The 18103-nt window shown below is 62.8% G+C and carries 18 protein-coding genes; 6 read left to right on the top strand and 12 right to left on the bottom strand.

The features are described 5' to 3' along the window. Positions 1-852, top strand: a complete 852-nt coding sequence (locus AB0L82_RS03360; RefSeq protein ID WP_364630316.1) for an oxygenase MpaB family protein — start codon at positions 1-3, stop codon at positions 850-852. Here the strand turns inward: AB0L82_RS03360 and AB0L82_RS03355 are convergent. From AB0L82_RS03355 to AB0L82_RS03340, 4 genes are all read right to left on the bottom strand, one after another. Further along, positions 849-1397, bottom strand: a complete 549-nt coding sequence (locus AB0L82_RS03355; RefSeq protein WP_364630313.1) for an HNH endonuclease — start codon at positions 1395-1397, stop codon at positions 849-851. The two genes, AB0L82_RS03360 and AB0L82_RS03355, sit on opposite strands and share 4 nt — an antisense overlap. A gap of 272 nt (positions 1398-1669) precedes the next feature. Next, positions 1670-3520 (bottom strand): DEAD/DEAH box helicase, encoded by a 1851-nt coding sequence (locus AB0L82_RS03350; RefSeq protein WP_364630310.1) that lies wholly within the window; start codon positions 3518-3520, stop codon positions 1670-1672. Next, the gene (locus tag AB0L82_RS03345; protein WP_364630307.1) at positions 3517-4941 is read right to left on the bottom strand and encodes a transcriptional regulator; all 1425 of its coding nucleotides are present in this window, start codon (positions 4939-4941) and stop codon (positions 3517-3519) included. Before AB0L82_RS03345 ends, AB0L82_RS03350 begins: the two co-directional genes overlap by 4 nt. Before the next feature lie 47 nt (positions 4942-4988). Further along, positions 4989-5666 (bottom strand): hypothetical protein, encoded by a 678-nt coding sequence (locus AB0L82_RS03340; RefSeq protein WP_364630304.1) that lies wholly within the window; start codon positions 5664-5666, stop codon positions 4989-4991. A 199-nt stretch (positions 5667-5865) separates the two neighbouring features. Between AB0L82_RS03340 and AB0L82_RS03335 the strand changes: the two genes are divergently transcribed. Then, positions 5866-6696, top strand: a complete 831-nt coding sequence (locus tag AB0L82_RS03335; RefSeq protein ID WP_364630301.1) for a hypothetical protein — start codon at positions 5866-5868, stop codon at positions 6694-6696. Between the two features lie 175 nt (positions 6697-6871). Here AB0L82_RS03335 and AB0L82_RS03330 read toward each other — a convergent pair whose 3' ends face one another. Further along, positions 6872-7333, bottom strand: a complete 462-nt coding sequence (locus tag AB0L82_RS03330) for a very short patch repair endonuclease (RefSeq protein WP_364630298.1) — start codon at positions 7331-7333, stop codon at positions 6872-6874. Positions 7334-7502: 169 nt separating this feature from the next. On the opposite strand from AB0L82_RS03330, the gene dcm reads away from it, so the two are divergent. Then, a complete protein-coding gene (dcm, locus tag AB0L82_RS03325; RefSeq protein WP_364630296.1) occupies positions 7503-8750 on the top strand; it encodes a DNA (cytosine-5-)-methyltransferase in 1248 nt (415 codons plus the stop codon). Positions 8751-8836: 86 nt separating this feature from the next. On the opposite strand, the gene AB0L82_RS03320 is transcribed toward dcm, so the two are convergent. The 3 genes from AB0L82_RS03320 to AB0L82_RS03310 all read right to left on the bottom strand — a co-directional run bounded on the left by AB0L82_RS03320 (position 8837) and on the right by AB0L82_RS03310 (position 11626). After that, positions 8837-9763, bottom strand: coding sequence for a NaeI family type II restriction endonuclease (locus AB0L82_RS03320; RefSeq protein ID WP_364630293.1), 927 nt, complete (start codon positions 9761-9763; stop codon positions 8837-8839). Between the two features lie 47 nt (positions 9764-9810). Beyond that, entirely contained in the window at positions 9811-10716 is a 906-nt protein-coding gene (locus AB0L82_RS03315) for an alpha/beta fold hydrolase (RefSeq protein ID WP_364630290.1), read from the bottom strand. Positions 10717-11005: 289 nt separating this feature from the next. Then, positions 11006-11626, bottom strand: a complete 621-nt coding sequence (locus tag AB0L82_RS03310) for a helix-turn-helix domain-containing protein (RefSeq protein ID WP_364630287.1) — start codon at positions 11624-11626, stop codon at positions 11006-11008. Between the two features lie 119 nt (positions 11627-11745). Here AB0L82_RS03310 and AB0L82_RS03305 point away from each other — a divergent pair, with 119 nt between their 5' ends. Both AB0L82_RS03305 and AB0L82_RS03300 read left to right on the top strand, forming a co-directional pair. Further along, the gene (locus AB0L82_RS03305) at positions 11746-12516 is read left to right on the top strand and encodes an SDR family oxidoreductase (protein ID WP_364630284.1); all 771 of its coding nucleotides are present in this window, start codon (positions 11746-11748) and stop codon (positions 12514-12516) included. Positions 12517-12623: 107 nt separating this feature from the next. Further along, the gene (locus AB0L82_RS03300; protein ID WP_364630281.1) at positions 12624-12977 is read left to right on the top strand and encodes a hypothetical protein; all 354 of its coding nucleotides are present in this window, start codon (positions 12624-12626) and stop codon (positions 12975-12977) included. Between the two features lie 55 nt (positions 12978-13032). On the opposite strand, the gene AB0L82_RS03295 is transcribed toward AB0L82_RS03300, so the two are convergent. Further along, on the bottom strand, positions 13033-13773 hold the full coding sequence (locus AB0L82_RS03295) for a TetR/AcrR family transcriptional regulator (RefSeq protein WP_364630278.1): 741 nt from the start codon (positions 13771-13773) through the stop codon (positions 13033-13035). A gap of 63 nt (positions 13774-13836) precedes the next feature. On the opposite strand from AB0L82_RS03295, the gene AB0L82_RS03290 reads away from it, so the two are divergent. Next, a complete protein-coding gene (locus tag AB0L82_RS03290; protein WP_364630275.1) occupies positions 13837-14496 on the top strand; it encodes a hypothetical protein in 660 nt (219 codons plus the stop codon). Positions 14497-14519: 23 nt separating this feature from the next. Here the strand turns inward: AB0L82_RS03290 and ilvC are convergent, their stop codons facing one another. The 3 genes from ilvC to AB0L82_RS03275 form a co-directional block, all read right to left on the bottom strand. Then, positions 14520-15521: a ketol-acid reductoisomerase gene (ilvC, locus tag AB0L82_RS03285; protein ID WP_364632745.1), complete on the bottom strand. Its 1002-nt coding sequence runs from the start codon at positions 15519-15521 to the stop codon at positions 14520-14522. 105 nt (positions 15522-15626) lie between these two features. After that, positions 15627-16130: an acetolactate synthase small subunit gene (gene ilvN / locus AB0L82_RS03280; RefSeq protein ID WP_153810031.1), complete on the bottom strand. Its 504-nt coding sequence runs from the start codon at positions 16128-16130 to the stop codon at positions 15627-15629. Further along, positions 16127-18079, bottom strand: a complete 1953-nt coding sequence (locus tag AB0L82_RS03275; protein ID WP_364630270.1) for an acetolactate synthase large subunit — start codon at positions 18077-18079, stop codon at positions 16127-16129. The genes ilvN and AB0L82_RS03275 overlap by 4 nt, the downstream gene beginning before the upstream one ends. Positions 18080-18103 lie beyond the last annotated feature (24 nt).

Genomic DNA, 18103 nt, shown 5'->3' with positions numbered 1-18103 from the left:
GTGTTCGACAAACTCCCCGGCTGGAACACCTCCGCTCCGCTGGGCCCGAACTCCTTGACCTGGAAGCACTTCGGCGACATCCGCTCCATGCTCATCCTCGGCCGCGCCGGCACCCTACAGAACATGCACCCCGTCCTGAACGCCGCCCTCCAGCACCATTCGAACTTCTTCACCGACCCCATGGACCGCTTCGACCGCTCGGTAGCCCCCATCCAAGCGATGATCTACCAACCCGACCCCGAATCCCGAGCCCGCAAGGTCCGAGACTTCCACAAACCCATCAAAGGCATCACCCCCGAAGGCACCCGCTACCACGCCCTCAACCCCGAAGTCTTCTGGTGGACCCACGTAACCTTCTACGAATCCATCATCGCCACCCAAGAATTCTTCGGCACCCCCTTCACCGAAGCCGAAAAAGCCCAGTTGGTGGCCGAGGGTCTCACCTGGTGGCGCCTATACGGCATGTCCGACCGCCCAGCCTTCGGCGACTACGAAAACTACCGCGCCTACTGGCTTCACATGTGGCAGGAGGTCCTGCAATCCAACAAAACCACCACCTTCGCCGCCACCATCCACAAAGCCAAAGTCCCCGCCCCACCCTTCATCCCAAAACCCCTCTGGCCCCTGATCCGCTACCCCGTCATGTCAATCGGCGTCTGGCTCTCCAACGCCACCATGCCCCCGGAAGCCCGAAAGATATTGGGCTGGAACTGGACCCGAGCAGATGCCCTAGCCTTCACCCTCTTCCGCCACACAATCCGCACAGCCTGGACCCTCGCCCCCGAACGCCTCCGCTACATCCCCGACGCCTGGCAGGGGATACGGCAGAGCCGGAAGCAAACATCGTCCTAGAGTGCCGTGTTGGCCACCACGATCTCGCGCAACTCATTAGGGCGCAGCCATTGTGGCCCGCGATGAACCATCCTGTGGCAGTTCGAGCAGAGCAGAATCAAATCAGCAAGTCTGGTCTCTGTTTCACCTGAAACATGCAAAGGAAGTATGTGGTGGCACTCGATGTACTCCTTACCGCGCTCGCCGTACACAGCTTCGAAGTCGAAGCCGCAGACTTCGCAGTGCACCCGGCGATGATGGCGCAGGAACTGAGCGATCTTCTTTCTCTTGATTCGGGGATTGCGCTCGCGCCGGTAGTGCAGCGCTTCTAGCAGACCGCCCTCTCGGACACCTTCGCCGGATTCGACAGTGGCGTCGACAAATGCGATGTCTACGGTCAACTCCCCAGATGCGGCCGAGCGGCGAATCTGAGCAGCGACGGCCTGCATCTGAGCCGGAGCTGCCCTGAAGTCGTTCAACACCGCAAGATCCAATGCGCCACCGCGGGTGCGCTTTCCGCTGTAATCCGGATGCCGCGTAGCAATATCCGTGGTCTTGCGCGACACGCTGTTCAGACTTCGGAATCTCTCGTCACGTACCGCAGAAGGATGGATCGGCAACGACCGCAGCAGCTCCGACAACTCCCGCACCCGAGCATCATTTTCACGCAGTTCAGCCCATCCGTTCCGCATGACCAAGTCACATGCCAGGATCAACTCGTCCCGAGTCCACGCGGGGTTCCGAACCATCTGAACCACAGTAGATTCGCACAAACATCGTGGCAAACACCGCCTGCTGGGTGCCGTGTCGGCGCGTCGTCGGCGGAAGGTGCAGTAACTCAATCAATCCCGGATATCGCCGATTCGTCGAGATGCCGAAGTAGAGCCCGTACATCGGCCGCGTCCATCCCTGCGCCTGCGGCTGGCTCCTCTTGCAGATCGGCGAGTTGCTGGACAGCAGGGTCATCGAGAATCCGGCCCATGAACTCCAGCTTCTGCTCCAACCGGATCCGCACCACCTCGTCGACGGTGTTCCTCGTTGCGAGGATGGTCACCCTGGTTTCGGTGCCGGGCGCCAGACCCAGTCGGTGAATTCGATCCAGGCTCTGCAGAAAGCGTCCTGCCATGAAGTCTCTGTCGACGTAGACGGCATCATGACAGACCTGATGAAGGCTGATGCCCTCGCCCAGAGTTGCCGGATTCGAGATCAGGACGTGGCAGTCAGCGTCCTCGCGAAACCGGCGTATCTGCTCTTCACGGTCAACAGTCCCGCCGTAGACCACTGCGGGTTCATACCCCGAAAGCAGTTTTTCCAAGGTGGTTAGGCTGCGGACAAAGGTCGTCCACACCAACGTCTTTCGCCCCTGCGCAACATTGTCCGCAACGATTTTTGCGATCTCCTGGTACTTCGGCGAGAATTCATAGCTCGGAAGGTTCTGCAGAAGCTCGAACAGCGAGTCACCGGGAGCCGGTTCCAATGGTGGCAGCTGGTATTCGAGCGGCTCGTATCTGCTTGCGCCTTCCAGCAGCAAGGCGGGGCTGGTAGCCGCCATCAAGAGCCGGAGCATTGCCTTCCCCAGCGACTCGATACTGCCGCGCGCTCCTTCGGCGCGAGCAGAAAAGTTGCCCTTCAGAGCCTCGTAGATCTCGGCGTGCAGCGGTGGCATATCGAGGTAGCGCACCCTCGGCTCGAACGGTGGCAGTCCCAGTTCATGCTTGGTCGTACGAGTGAACAACGGACGCAATACCGAACTGGCATAGGCCAAATCGCCTCCGCCGACGGCCTCGGTAACGACTCGTTTGCCATGGCCGGGCCACACGAATGACAGAAGGTTCTCCAAGTCTTTGGCACCGTTGGGAGCCGGCGTTCCGGTCAGGATAAGTCGTCTGGTCGCGAGTGGCCCCAGAGCCAGGCAGGCGGCCCCGTACGTACCGCTGGCACCGAGCTTCATCCGATGAGCTTCGTCGAGCACAACCATGGCGGGACCTGCTCGGAGCCATGCCGCGAGCTTGCCCAGCGAACGATCCAGACGCTCATAGTTCACCATGCGCAGCTCGGCCAGCGGATCGTCCGGGCGGCCCGGTACCGCGGTTCGCAGTGGCTCTTTGAAACAGGTAGAGCTCTCGAACTCCCAGGACTCATAGGCGGACTTCGGCCCCACGATCAAGAGTCGGGTGGCATCTCCCCGCTCGCGCATCGCCGCGTAAACGGCAAGCGCCACACGTGTTTTCCCAGCTCCGGGGACACTGAAGTTCGCGCCGTGCCGCAGCGAGAGCAATCGAGCGATATCGCGGCGCTGGAATGAGGTCAGGTCGGCTGTCCATTCCGCACCCAGCAGGCTGCCGACGTCATCGACCCCGACGGTATCCCTATCGGTTTGAGTCGGCCCGCCCTCGAGACTGCGCTCGACCGTTTCCGCATCGTCCAGCACCCCATTGACGAGGTCGACCAGATCCGAATCCCACTCGACGCCGTCATGAGTCCATGTCGCCAGCTCGCCGAGGTTGGCAAGAAAATTGTCGAGCTCGATTTCCGCGGATAGCGGTCCACGCTGGCCACCGGTGGCCATCCGGGCAATCAAGTGCGCGAAGTCGAGCTGCAATCCAGCAACCGTTCGCAACTCCACGCATGTCCGCGTCACATCGAAACCGAGCCGCAGTGAAAGTCCCGCGGCCTCTGCAATACTCATGACTGTTGCTCCACTGCCCCGATCAACCAGGACAATCCTGTTCCTGGCAGATCGATACTGCGCTGAGCCTCGATCGCAAGCTTGCCGAGAATGCCCCGGAGTTGCTCCAGCGCATCGTCGAATGCGCCCTCATCGAGACTGGCGTTGCCACGAGACATTACGACATCTGTAATCGACTGCTCGAGGTCCTTGCACGCATCACTGATTCGCTCCGGGGCCGCCAGACGCTTCTTGCGCAGCCGGTTATCGCGGCCGGCGCTGTCGATTGCATCGTTGAACGCTTCCCTGTAGGCCGCGATCACGCCCATCGCCGCCGATTGTTCGGCAGGTGTCACGTCGGCACGGGCTGCCTCCATCGCCTTGGCCTTCAACAGTTTATCGGTAACCGCGCGTGCGGCCGAAACACTTGCGCTCGCACCCTTGACGGTCCGGTTCAGGCCTGGAATCGAAACCGCGGCCGGCGTCGTGCCTTCGGCTGCCTGAAACTCGGATGGCAGGGTCTTCTCCAGATACCGACTCTGAAAGTCCGAACCGATATGGCGCACATCGGTTTTGGAGAAGTCGAGCACAATAGCGGCGAGTCTGGCTTCCTTCAGCAGATCAGCGCGCTCTCGACTCTTGGGTTGTTCCCTGTCGTATGCGCGATAGAGCTCCGCGAGCTTCTCCTGCGAGCGCTCGAGGTCCATCAACCGCAACGCTGCTCCGCCGGAGGTGGTGCTACGAGTAATCAAGTCGCGAAGCTGAGCGAGGACCCAGAGGTCCCGCTCACAGGATCGAACGTCTGTCCGGAACGCTTTGGCAATGACAGACAGGTCAAGACGCAATTCGTCTCGCTGCTCCTCGATTGCCAGCAATCGGTTGATGTAGGAGTAGTCACGCCTTTTGTCGGGGCGCAGCTGTAGCGACAACTCGACATCGTTGATATCACGCCAGTCGCAGGATTCCGGCAGAACACCGACCCGGATATGGTTGGCGCTCTTGAGTTCTCGCAGCGCCGCGCAACGAGTGTTGCCGTTGACCAGAATCCCGTCACGAGTGATCAGCCCGGGTTCATTCTGCTTGTGCTCCTGAAGACTCTTCTTCAGATCGTCGAACGCTGCATCGCGATGGTCGGGATCTGACGGCCGGATGGTCAGCAGATGGCGCAGGTAGTCCTGGCTTTCCGCACTCCAGGGATCGGCGGCCAGATGGGCATCGCGCTGAAGGTCAAGGCTGCGCTGCGCGCGGATGCGATGCGTTCCAGGGTTGTAGAAGAGCACATTCAGCGGTACATCGATCACCTCGACATGGCGAGGGCCACCGCGCCACTCGACAGTCAAGGTCTCGGCTACTCCGGCGCTGCTGTGCTGCTCCTTCAGCCGTTCCTCGACGAGCCGGCGGGTTTCTGCAGCATTCGGCGGGACGCCGAAGTCCATGGACATATCTGGTTTTCTCCTCGAGACGGGATGAAGTGCCTGACGAATGAGGGCTAGCTACTCAATGCCTGCCGGACTGCGTCTCTGGCGTCCGCCGGCAACGTACGGTAGGCCGCCCACAGATCCTCGGGTTCGCTGAAACTGCGCGCATCTCGTTCCACCCACGACGCCAGCATCTTGCGTTCGTACGACGGCAACGCCGCGATGCGCTCCAGAACATCACCCAAGTCTGCGGTCAGATCGCGGCCTCCGATACGACAGCGGTTGCATTCGATCATCGTCTGCAGGGCGGTCGCGCCATCGGGCAAACGAACCGACCGGCGAGCGACATCGAGCTGTGATGCGATGTACGTACCTGGGTACTGCTCGCCCGGGCCGATTCCGCATGAACGGCACTTGTGACCGTCCCGCATCATCAGCGTGTGGCGCTCTGCCGCGGTGACCGTTGCGCCGGTCTTCCTCGTTCCCTTGCCCGGCTCCCAGACGGCGACACCTTCGCTGACGAAACGGTGCTCATGCGAGCCCAGAGTCGGATCCTCACGATTGGTGTCTATGCGCCAATCGAAGTCACGCAGGTCGCGCATCCGGCGGTCAATCTGAGAGGTCTCCGGAAATGCCTCGCGAAGTTGGGTTTTGGTGAACAACTCGCCGACACCAACCACTTGATTGAGCCAAAGACCAACGCGTTTCATCGTGCCGAGACTCGAATCGTTCCAGGACGGCATCGCCATGGGAAGCCCACTTTCCGGTCAAATGCGAATAGATCCCGAGCAGACCTCGCTCGGCTTCATCGCAATGCAACCCCACGAGGACAGCACTCGGGAAGAGCCCGCGTGTCAGAAAAATCAAGTCAGAGACAGCGAACGCTTCGGGCCCAAAAGGCGGAAGATGGCCTGATCTGCGCATCAATTCTTCTGGGGGAGAACCAACTTGCCGAAACCTGGAGAGTTCAACGACCTTGATCTCCATCTCGGCCCCGCCCAGCGTCAGCTGGCCGAGGCAGTGCGAAGCCTGATCCGCTGCGCAGGTCCCTCGTGCCGGGCTATCGCCAAGGAAGTCCTGCTGAGCAATCCTGTCCTCAACGGTCTGGCAAACGGCACCTGTAAGTCCGCGCCGGACAAAGCGGAGATCGACGGACTCAAGAAGCTGCATGTCCTCGCGGAGAAGCAGGCGGGACCGGAGGGCATCATCAGCTGGCCGGAACTCTTCCGGCTGCGAGTGGCACTGCTGTCGCTGCCCTACCAGCCAACTGGCGAGTGTTCCGTTTGCGGAACGACGTGTCCGGGCTGTTCCACAACCGAAACGTCGGAGCACGAAGCCGCTGTAACCATCGAGACCAAGCCGGCTGACGAGATTCACCCGGCCATCCTCATTCGGCTTCTGACTGATCATCTGAACCAGCCTTCGCCTGTCGTTGTGCCGGTCCCCCAGGTCCTGGGGGACCGGCACAACAGTCGCACAATAGATCTGGTTTGGCCGCCCGTCACCGATCTCGCGGACTACCTCCTCGCCGGCGATCTCGAGCGAGCGAATGGCCTCGTACGTCACGTCGGCATCGAAGCTCCCGCCGACGAAGCAGCGACTGCCATCGCCACGTGCAGGGACCGAGGCATGTCCGACATTGCCGAAACGATCATCGGCTTCGCGGGGCGGCAGCGTGAGGTTCGTGATGCGATCCGGGTCGCTCAATCACTTATCCGGCACGAAAGATGCGAGGACGCCGATACTTTGCTGAGCAACGCACTCGGTGGCAGGAGTTGACCAGCTTCGAACGCTGAAACCACGACAGCGAACGGATTGCCGCTTGGTATCTGATGCCGTTGGGCTGCAACGAAGTCGGACCTCCACTCGGCACTTTGGCCCTTACTGCGCGCATGTCCGGAGAGTCCGGCAACGCTGCGGCGATCTATCCCATATGATCGCTCACGTGTTCGGTTCAGCCTTCCAAGACTCTGGTGACAGCGGCGACAGCGCTGTGCAGACTCTCGTGTTCCCAGAGGCGAACCACCCGCCAGCCGGCTTCCGCCAGTGCGATGTTCGCGGCCAGGTCACGTTCCATCGTCCGGCGAAGTTTTGGGGCCCAGTACCATTCGTTGGTTGCCGGCTGACGGCCATGCACAGGGCAGACATGCCAAAAACACCCATCAACGAAGACAGCGACCTTGCGCGCCGTGAAGACTATGTCAGGCCGGACTTTCGCCGATCCGAGGTCGAGTCTGAAGTCCTTCCGATACCGGTAGCCGAGCCGGTGCAGCTCACGACGCAACGCGACCTCTGGTTTTGTATCCGTCCGCCGGTTGGCTCGCATGTTACGAGAGCGGCCATCATTGAGCGGCGCTGGGTAGACGCCCCGTTCATGGGCAACCCGGCGGGCTTTTTCGGATCGACTCTCGGTCACGTCTGTCCCAGTTCCAAGCGTTTTCATGCCGTACGGAAAGATACTCCAGCACACACCACCTCATGACCCTGCCCTCTGCAGTGAAAGGCCTCAGAGTGACCGACCTTCGTGTCATCGAAGCCCATGCCGGCATCGGCAGGGAGACCTTCCGCTCGGCAGGTGATGGCGCATGACTCACAAGAAGTCACCCCGGTACACCTCGATCGAGATCTGCGCGGGCGCCGGCGGACAAGCGGTGGGACTGCACCAGGCAGGTTTCGACCACTTGGCGCTGGTCGAGATCGACAAATACGCAATAGAGACACTTGAACTGAACATCAAAACAAACAGGGCACTGGGATGGAAGCCCGACAATTGCGCAATCCTTCCCATTGACGTAAATGAATTCAATCCGCTACAGCCCATGAGCGAGGGTGCGAAAAGGCTGGAGCCTCGGGAGCTCGATCTCCTTGCGGGCGGTGTTCCATGCCCCCCTTTTTCACACGCAGGCAAGCAACTGGGCAAGGACGATGAGCGAGACCTCTTCCCTCGTATGCTTGAACTGGTAGAGATCCTCCAGCCTCGGGCCGTGATGATCGAGAACGTCCGCGGGATCATGGATCCGAAGTTCTCGGAATATCGAAGCTGGATCAAGACGAGACTGGAACGCGGAGACCGTCGGCAAGCAGGTGGCGAAGAACTAGCAGCGAAAGGCCCCGGATACACAATCAGCCAGTGGGGTGTATTGGAGGCGAGCAATTTCGGCGTTCCGCAGCTTCGCCCACGCGCCATTCTCGTGGCATTTCGCAACGATGTAATTCAGGGACTTAACGGGAATGAAAAATACATCTGGCCCGGATCGGCGCGAAAAAAGCAAGTCACCGTTGCCGAAAGCCTTAAGAAATCGATGCAGGAAAGGTACAGTCGGTATTCTCAAGGTGAGCACAAGGAACGCGCAGATCTTGCCTACAAGACTTGGCTGGAAAAAGCCAGCGGCATCGCGCCGACACTTGTCGGTGGATCGAAAAAGCACGGGGGAGCAGATCTTGGACCCAGCCGGGCAAAGGCGGCTTGGCGCCAGTTGGGCGTTTCCGGAATGGGGGTCGCCAACGACATCGAAACCTGCCTCCAAAAGCACACTGAGGACCGTGATCTTTTCGGCCCCGACGGGCCGATGCTAACCGTGCAACAGGCAGCAATCATTCAAGGATTCCCATCCGAGTGGAAATTCTCCGGCGGCAAGACAGCACAGTATCGACAGGTTGGGAATGCTTTCCCCCCGCCGGTGGCTGAAGCTGTGGGAAAGTCGATCATCAAGGTTCTAGAGGCGGCGCGAAAGCGCGAGAAATTGTCCAATGATGCGATGCGAAAGCGGGATATTCAATCCGATCAGCTACAATTCGATATGCCATCAGAAGAAACTCAGCGCGCCTCATAGCACGATTCCCAGCAAAAATGCCGTTCCGCTGTCGCCCGGACAGCATTGAGGCTGAGCCATTGCCTCACATGCAGAATCTGCGTATACTAATCCTCCTCGCGAATTCCGCGCCTAGGAAGATCTGGTGCGATACAGATCGGTTCTCCTGGACGAGCTCTGCGCCACCGCGCCCCGCTGATCATCGGATCTGAATTACCTCCCGGGACCACACGAACAGAAATGTAGTGCTTGAAGTCGGGCACGGGCACGCCGAGGCGCTCAGCGATATGCGCATAATATCCGCTGAGAATAATGACGCCCTCCGACTTCAGCGCTGTTCTTGCACCGCCGTTGTTCCGAACACGTTTCTGGTCATCAAGTTGCATCGCGACGGTACGTACCACGCTGCGATGCACAAGTTTTCCCTCAGCGACCCGGAAGAGGCGATTGACGCGCTCCGAGCCGGACGAGCTATCGAATATTTGATCTACGACGGCGGCCGGTAGCTGCAGCAATATATTCGCGGGCATCGGAGCATCTCTCCATATCCAGCGCACCGCCTCACGACCCGCTTGATTCAGAGAACTCTTCTTGTCACGATTTTCGCCCTCACGGCGATGTGCAGGTGTCACACGAACAACCCCGATCGAGAAGGTAGCCGCAACGTCACTTCCCGTCGCCACCAGCGCCAATTCGTTGAGCACCTCTGGTGGCAGCATCCAGCCACCATCTCTTTGGCTCCACTTCGCGTCTACCTGGTGTCCCGCGATCCGGAAGTCGGTCGTGTCACCCCCGTCGAATTCGAACTCCCGCTGTGCGTTGATCTCGAAGAGCGTTCCGAAATGGGTCTTCTCCGTCTTCATCAGATCGGCCCAGCGAAACCGCCCGGTTTCGGAACCGTTGTAGATCATGTCGTAGGTGTGCCGGAGAACCTCGGCCCATCGCTTCCCATCAGGATCCAGGCTCTTGATCTCATCTACTACCTGATCAAGAGCCACGTCGGTGTCGTCGACGTCATCGAAGAGGCTAGCCACACCACGAATCTAGCGGAGCCAGGCCTCTCATCGAGTGCCCGGTGGAATCAGATCGACGGCGATGGGGATGGGGCGCAGGGGACTTCGGTTGGGGTGCCGAAGGTGTTGAGCATGAGGGCGGCGACCGTGGGGTCTACCGAGACGCTGTTGTGGCCTGCGAGATTCACGGGGCAGACGTCTTGCAGGACGATGTTCGTGGCGTTGGGGGCTTCGCGGATGCCGCTGGTGTAGGGGATGACTTCGGTGTCGGATCGGGTTACCAGGTTGGTGTAGTGGACATTCGGGGCGTAGACGCCTGCGGCTTGCAGGTTGTGGATGAAGTCGGAGACGGGGAGCATGTCTACGCAGCCCTGGCAGATGGGGCGGAGGGCGGCGAAGATTTCGGGGGCCACGTTGAGGCCGTAGGCGGCGTTCACGAGGGGGTCGGCGGCGTGGGTGCCCGCCCAGATGGGGACCAGGTTGAAGGATTGGTCGACCACGTCGTTGCCGCCGTCGAAGAGCAGGTAGTTGGCGGCTACCAGGGTGCCTTCGGACCAGGTCAGGAGGTTGACCTTTTGAGCGCCGGTCTGCTGCAGGACCTGGTTGACGAAGTCGCGTAATTCCTTGCTGGACTGGGGAATTGGCTCCAGGCCACCCGCACCGGCGATGAGGCCGCCCTGGCCGGGGTAGATGCCGTAGGTGACGGAGTAGACGCAGTAGCCGTTGTTGTGCAGCAACGGGGACATGGCGGGCCAGCCCGCGCCGTTGCCCGCGATGCCGTGCACCAGGACCACGGGTTCGGGGTGGGCGGCGGTGGGGACGCAGGTCCAGTCGTTGCCGCCGGGCGGGGTGAAGGGGGCCTTGGCGGTGTTGGCGTCGATGAACCACTGCGCCACCGAGTAGTTGACCGGGAGTTGCTCGGGCTCGGCGGAGGCGGTGCCCGCGGTGATGAGCAGGGCTACCGCCGCTGCCACGGAAAGACTGATACGACTACAGATTCGATGCAACTGATTCCTCCGCGGGTCGGCACGCATGGTAGGTAGCCAGAAGGTCGCTCGGCGTACCTTAGCGGGCGCGAATGCGAGGAATGGGGACGAAACGCCGTTCAGGGACGGCGGTCATACAGGACCCTGCCGTCACCGCGAGCCGATTACGGCCCGCCACTCGAGAGCCGACTAAGGCTGTCGCCCACGAACCGACTATGACCGCGGCCCGAGAGCCGACTATGACCGCCGCCCAAGAACGAAGACCCGCGCCCGAGCGCTATAGGCCCGCGCCCAATGCGCGAATGCAGCGGACCACCAATGCGGCCGGAGTCGCTTCCTCCGCACCGGCGTTCCCGGCTCCATCGGCAATCGCCCACTGCTCCAACGCGATTCGAATCGCTCCGGCAGCGGCGGCCACAAGCAGGCGCAGTCGCACCGGATCCGCGTCCGGTCCTGCCAATTCAGCGAGAGCGCAACGCAATTCACGCTCGCCCTCCATATTGATGCGATGCCAGACCGCGCGCAGGGCCGGATCGGTTTCCATGGCGCGCAGCAGGCCGCGGGTGAGTTCGAAGTCCTCCCCCACCTCGACGGTCACCGCCTGCACCGCGGCGACCTCGAGTTCGGCGAGGGTGGGCAGGCGGTGCGGACCGGTCGAGATCGCTTCGATCCAGCGCTGCGCGCCGGTGGTGAGCATGGGCTCGACCGCGTCCTCCTTGGTGCGCGCGTAGCGGTAGAAGGTGCGCAGGCCGATGCCCGCTTCGGCGGCGATGCGATCGGCGGTGACCTCGGCGGTGCCGTGTTCGGCGAAAAGCCGCGCGGCGATGCGGGCGATATCCAGGCGCGTTTCGGCCTTGCGGCGCTCGGCCAGGGTGGGGCGCTGCTCGGCTACGGGCATGGGATGTCCTTCGGTCGGGTGCTCCCATCTTAGTCTCCGGATGCCGATCTGGCACGACGTGCCATGTAGGCGTAGCGTGTCAAGTACGGGGGATCGAGACCATAGAGGAGAAGTTCGCAATGGAGCGTTTCACCGATCGCCGAGTACTCATCACCGGCGCTGGCTCGGGTATCGGCCGGGCCACCGTGCATCGCGTGCTCAGTGAGGGCGGGCGGGTCGTCGCGGCCGATGTCAATGAGGCCGGGCTCGCCGAAACCGTCAAACAGGCCGCCGAGCAGGGCACTGCCGAGCGACTCAGCACCGTCACCGTCGATATCGGCAATGAGGATTCGGTGCGGGCGGGCGTCGCCACCGCGCTGGAGAATCTCGGCGGGCTGGACGCGCTGATCAATGCCGCCGGAATTCTACGGTCCGCGCACACCCACGAAATGCCACTCGCCGATTTCACCAAGATCATCACTGTGAATTTGACCGGCACCTTCCTGATGATTCGCGAGGCGCTGCCCGCGCTGCTCGCCTCGGATAAGGGCGTCATCGTCAATTTCACCTCGACCTCGGCGTTCTTCGCACACCCGTACATGTCCGCGTACGCGGCGTCCAAGGGCGGCATCATGTCCATGACGCACGCGCTCGCCGCCGAATACAGCAAGCAGGGCCTGCGCGTGGTCGCGGTCGCCCCGGGCTCGATTTCGAGCGATATGACCGACGGCCGCGGCCCGGGCCTGCCCGCCGACGCCGATCTGAGCCTGTTCATGAAGCTGGCCCCGGGTATCGGCCAGGGCTTCGCCTCGCCCGATACCGTCGCCGGCGTGGTGGCCATGCTCGCCTCCGATGACGGCGCGTTCATCACAGGCACCGAGATCCGCATCGACGGCGGCACCCACTACTGACCGGCTCGGGGAAAAGTCATACCCGAGACGTAGCCGCACCCTGAATTCTCACCGAACTCCTTTCAAGCCATATCTTTTCGACGCCCGAGTTCGGCACAGTGAACGATATGAGCTCGCCGAGAAACAATTCCGCACGACGGATGATCGCCCGGGTTGCCGTGGCCGGGGCGATCGCCGCGATTCCCCTTACCGCGGTGGCGGTTCCGGCCATGGCGGACACCACCGCCGGACCGGACGTCACCGAAATCAGCCGGCCGCACCACAACGACCGCGACGATTGGAACAATCCCTGGGACCGGAACAACCCGTGGGATCGCAATAACCCGTGGGATCGCAACAATCCCTGGGACCGCAACGATCGGCATGATCACTGGGATGACCGCGACCAGTGGAATCGCGGGCACGATCCGCTGCGATCCCTGCTGCGGCAGTGGCTTCCGACCGGATCCTTCGGAAGCTGATACCCCCGAGAAGAACGCGGCCCGGCATCAGTTGGGATGCTGGGCCGCCGCATGTTCAGGGACCGGCCGTGACCGCGACGCCGTCGAGGATCAACTCCAGCCCGAACCGGAAGTCCGCGTCAGCCGAATCCGGCCCTTCCGGAATCGATTCCAGCAGCCCCGAATCCAATAGAGCGGCGATATCCTGGAATCGGTTCGCGTCCAGCACTTCCCGGAGTTCACCGACGTAGTTGCGGAGCGATTCGGCCTCGTTGACACCCTCCGCGCTCCAGGATTCCGCGAGCTGGCGGCCGGTGACGAAGGCCTGGCGCACATAGCCGCCGACCACGGTGATCACGCCGATTTTCGCTGCCCAATCCAGGTCGGTGGCACGCAGCGCCCGGAGTCCGGCATCCATCCAGGCGACCGCGTGCGGACCGCGAGGCGGGCCACTGATGGGCAATTGCGCCAGCCAGGCGTGGCGGCGGAAGACATCGGCTTGCGCCAGTGCCCAGCCGCGCAGCGCCGGACGCCAAAGCTCTTCCAAGATAAGGGATTCCGGGACAGGACCGAAGGCGGCATCGGCCATCAACGCGATCAGCTCATCCTTGGAACCGATATGCCGGTACAGCGACATGGGCGTAACCCCCAGTGCCGTAGCGATTTTCGGCAGCGTCGCGCCCGCCGCGCCATCCCGGTCGGCCAGTCCGACGGCCACCGCGACAATCCGATCGGTATCCAGTTCAGCCCGTCGGCCGAGCCGCGAACCGGTGTTCAATCGCCACAATCTCCGCAGGTCATCCGGAATCTCCGCCACAGTCACCTCCAGGCGAAAACTTTAACATAGACCTTATAGTATAAGTCTTATACTATCGCTGGCATGGATACCAACCTGCTGCGCAGAGTGACCGGAACGGCCGCCATCATCGGGGCCGCGCTCACCTTGATCGAAATACCGCTCTACTTCATCTACGACGGCCCGCCGCCGGACTGGAATGTGCTGGCCCGCAGCCTCTTCGGGCTCGCGGGCATCACCACGCTGATCATCTTCTTCACCGGCTTCGGCTATCTGGTGAAACGCGCACTCCCGGAAGCGGATTGGATCGCAGGGATCGCCGCCAATGCCGGACTCATCTGGCTCACAGTGGCTTTGGTCTCCACCGGCCTCGAGGTCGGCGCGGTCATCCAGGCCCCCGAACCCATCGACCCCACCGTCACGGTCAGCGGCACCTACATCCTGTACGGCACCATCTCGCGCTTTCTGGAGGCACTCATGTTCTGCGCCTTCGGTTTCGCCGTCCGCCGCACCGGACTACTCCCCCGCTGGACCGCGACCACGGCCTTCGCCCTCAGCCTGATCAACCTGGCCTTCGTCCCGTCGATGTTCTTCGGAAACACCCCCGCGAACTTCTACGCCGCCAACGGCTGGGGCACCACAGCCACCCTCGGCGGATTCACCATGATCTGGCTGCTGGCCGTAGGAATCACGACGGCCCGGCACCCCCGAAAGGTGCCGGGCCGTAATGCGGTGCGCGCGTAGAACTTACGGCGCGTACGCCGAGACTAGGCGGTCTCGGTGATGGGGCGGTCGACCCAGCTCATCAGGCCGCGCAGCTTGGCGCCGGTGACCTCGATGGGGTGCTCGGCGTTGGCCTTGCGCAGGCCCTCGAGCTCGGTGTTGCCGTTCTCGACGTTGGCGACGAGGCGCTTGACGAAGGTGCCGTCCTGGATGTCGGACAGGATCGCCTTCATGCGCTCCTTGGTGCCGGCGTCGATGACGCGCGGACCCGACAGGTAGCCACCGAATTCGGCGGTGTCGGAAACCGAGTAGTTCATGCGGGCGATGCCACCCTCGTACATGAGGTCGACGATCAGCTTGAGCTCGTGCAGCACCTCGAAGTACGCCATCTCGGGCGCGTAGCCGGCCTCGACCATGACCTCGAAGCCGGTCTTGACCAGCTCTTCGGTGCCACCGCAGAGCACGGCCTGCTCACCGAACAGGTCGGTCTCGGTCTCTTCCTTGAAGGTGGTCTTGATGACACCGGCGCGCGCGCCGCCGATGGCCTTGGCGTAGGACAGCGCCAGCGCCTGGCCGTCACCCTTCGGGTCCTGATCGACCGCGATGAGCGCCGGAACGCCCTTGCCGTCGACGTACTGACGACGCACCAGGTGGCCCGGGCCCTTCGGGGCGACCATGGCGACGGTGACATTGGCCGGAGCCTTGATCAGACCGAAGTGGATGTTCAGGCCGTGGCCGAAGAACAGCGCGTCGCCGTCCTTCAGGTTGGGCTCGATGTCATTGGTGAAGATGGACGCCTGCGCGGTATCGGGCGCGAGCACCATGATCACGTCGGCCCATTCGGAGACCTCGGCGGGGGTGCCGACGGTCAGACCGGCCTCTTCGGCCTTCGGGCGGGACTTGGAACCCTCGGTCAGGCCGACGCGGACGTCGACGCCGGAGTCGCGCAGGCTCAGCGAGTGGGCGTGGCCCTGGCTGCCGTAGCCGATGACCGCGACCTTCTTGCCCTGGATGATCGACAGGTCAGCGTCGTCGTCGTAGAACATCTCGACTGCCACTTTGGGTTTCTCCTTCTGGATTCTGTGTCTAAGTTTCGGCCCCGGCCAAGCATGCCGGGCGGTGGAGCGATTGGCCGCCGAGGCGGCCGGTTACTAGCGAGTCGCGGTGATGGACTTGGGTCCACGTCCCACCGCGACGACTCCGGACTGCACGATTTCACGGATGCCGTAGGGCTCCATCATGCGCAGCAGTGCGTCGAGCTTGGACCGGGTCCCGGTCGCCTCGATGGTCAGCGCGTCGGGTGACACGTCGATCACCTTGGCGCGGAACAGGTTCACCGCCTCGATGACCTGGGTGCGGACGCTCGCGTCGGCGCGCACCTTCACCAGGATCAGTTCGCGGGCGACCGAACTGTCGTCGTCCTGCTCCACGATCTTGATGACGTTCACCAGCTTGTTGAGCTGTTTGGTGACCTGCTCGAGCGGCAGATCCTCAACCGTCACAACGATTGTCATACGCGAGATCTCGGGGATCTCGGTGCCGCCGACCGCCAGCGACTCGATATTGAAGCCGCGGCGGGAGAACAGGCTGGCGACACGCGCGAGCACGCCGGGCTTGTCCTCCACCAAGACGGAGAGGGTGTGGGTCGTGCTCATTCCTCGGAACCCTTCTGGGCGGCCTTGTCGTGGGCGGTCAGGGTGGCCTTCTCATGCGACATGGCCTCGTGGATGACGGCGGGCTCGTCCACGGCCTCATCGTCGTCGAACAGCGGGCGGATGCCTCGCGCGGCCATGATCTCGTCATTGGAGGTGCCGGCGGCGACCATCGGCCACACCTGCGCATCCTTGCCGACGATGAAATCGATCACCACGGGACGGTCGTTGATGGACTGCGCCTCGCGGATCGCTGCCTCGACGTCCTCTTCCTTCTCCACGCGAATACCGTGGCAGCCCAGGGCTTCCGCGAGCTTCACGAAGTCCGGGATGCGCAGGGTGTGCGTGCCCAGATCGGTGTTGGAGTAGCGCTTCTCGTAGAACAGGGTCTGCCATTGGCGGACCATGCCCAGGTTGCCGTTGTTGATCAGCGCGACCTTGATCGGCACGCCCTCGACGGCGCAGGTGGCCAATTCCTGATTGGTCATCTGGAAGCAGCCGTCACCGTCGATGGCCCAGACCTCACGGTCCGGCATGCCCATCTTGGCGCCCATGGCGGCGGGCACCGAGTAGCCCATGGTGCCCAGGCCACCGGAATTGAGCCAGGTGCGCGGCTTCTCGTACTTGATGAACTGGGCGGCCCACATCTGATGCTGGCCGACGCCCGCACAGTAGATGGCGTCCGGACCGGCGAGCTGACCCAGCTTCTCGATGACGAACTCGGGCGAGAGCGAACCGTCGCTCGGGGTCTTCCAGCCCAGCGGGTACTGATCGCGCACACCGGACAGGTACTTCCACCAGTCGCCGAGCTCCAGCAGCGGGGTGCCGGTGGCGGCCGGATCGGCCTTGAGGGTTTCGATCAGCTCGGCGATGACCTCGCGGCAGTCGCCCACGATCGGGACATCCGCGTGCCGGTTCTTACCGATCTCGGCCGGGTCGATATCGGCGTGGATGACCTTGGCATTGGGTGCGAAGGAATCCAGCTGACCGGTGACGCGGTCGTCGAAACGTGCGCCGAGGGTGATCAGCAGATCCGACTTCTGCAGCGCCGCAACGGCTCCCACGGTGCCGTGCATACCGGGCATACCCATGTTCAGGGTGTGGGTGTCGGGGAACGCGCCGCGGGCCATCAGCGTGGTGACGACCGGGATGCCGGTCAGCTCGGCCAGCTCGAGCAGTTCCGCGGACGCGTCGGCCTTGATGACGCCGCCGCCGACGTAGAGCACGGGGGCCTTGGCCTCCATGATCATGCGCGCGGCCTCGCGCACCTGCTTACCGTGCGGCTTGGTCACCGGACGGTAGCCGGGCAGCCGCATTTCCGGCGGCCAGCTGAAGGTGGTCTGCGCCTGCAGCACATCCTTGGGGATGTCGACCAGGACCGCGCCCGGGCGGCCGGAGGCGGCCAGGTAGAACGCCTCGGCCAGCATGCGCGGGATATCGATCGGGTCGGTGACCAGGAAGTTGTGCTTGGTGCACGCCATGGTGATGCCGGAGATATCGGCTTCCTGGAAGGCGTCGGTGCCGATCAGGCTGCGCCCGACCTGACCGGTGATGGCCACCAGCGGCACCGAATCCATCTGGGCGTCCGCGATCGGAGTCACCAGATTGGTCGCGCCCGGACCGGATGTGGCCATGCACACACCGACCTTGCCGGTTGCCTGGGCGTAGCCGGTGGCCGCGTGGCCGCCGCCCTGCTCATGGCGGACCAGCACGTGGCGGACCTTGGTCGAGTCGAACAGCGGATCATAAACGGGAAGAATCGCGCCGCCCGGAATACCGAATACCGTGTCGACGCCGAGCTCCTCGAGGGAGCGGACAACGGACTGCGCGCCGGTGACCCGCTCGGGCGGGACCTGGCGGCGGTTCGGAGTGGTGGCCGGAGCCGTGGCCGCGGGGGCCGAAGGCGCGGGCCGTCGGGCCGAGGGCCCGGGTCGGGCGGTAGGTGCGCTCACCGTCTGGATTCCTTACTGCTTGTC

The organism is Nocardia sp. NPDC052001, from assembly GCF_040680615.1.
Classification (GTDB): domain Bacteria; phylum Actinomycetota; class Actinomycetes; order Mycobacteriales; family Mycobacteriaceae; genus Nocardia.
The sequence above is the reverse complement of the archived record's forward strand: the minus strand, read 5'-3'. Positions and strand labels throughout refer to the sequence as shown.

Coding starts and splice junctions, on each gene's coding strand:
- AB0L82_RS03340 (WP_364630304.1), bottom strand. CDS start 5,666: ATGGCGATGCCGTCCTGGAACGATTCGAGTCTCGGCACGATGAAACGC.
- AB0L82_RS03300 (WP_364630281.1), top strand. CDS start 12,624: ATGAGCTCGCCGAGAAACAATTCCGCACGACGGATGATCGCCCGGGTT.
- AB0L82_RS03345 (WP_364630307.1), bottom strand. CDS start 4,941: ATGTCCATGGACTTCGGCGTCCCGCCGAATGCTGCAGAAACCCGCCGG.
- ilvN (WP_153810031.1), bottom strand. CDS start 16,130: ATGAGCACGACCCACACCCTCTCCGTCTTGGTGGAGGACAAGCCCGGC.
- AB0L82_RS03290 (WP_364630275.1), top strand. CDS start 13,837: ATGGATACCAACCTGCTGCGCAGAGTGACCGGAACGGCCGCCATCATC.
- AB0L82_RS03350 (WP_364630310.1), bottom strand. CDS start 3,520: ATGAGTATTGCAGAGGCCGCGGGACTTTCACTGCGGCTCGGTTTCGAT.
- AB0L82_RS03305 (WP_364630284.1), top strand. CDS start 11,746: ATGGAGCGTTTCACCGATCGCCGAGTACTCATCACCGGCGCTGGCTCG.
- AB0L82_RS03310 (WP_364630287.1), bottom strand. CDS start 11,626: ATGCCCGTAGCCGAGCAGCGCCCCACCCTGGCCGAGCGCCGCAAGGCC.
- dcm (WP_364630296.1), top strand. CDS start 7,503: ATGACTCACAAGAAGTCACCCCGGTACACCTCGATCGAGATCTGCGCG.
- ilvC (WP_364632745.1), bottom strand. CDS start 15,521: ATGTTCTACGACGACGACGCTGACCTGTCGATCATCCAGGGCAAGAAG.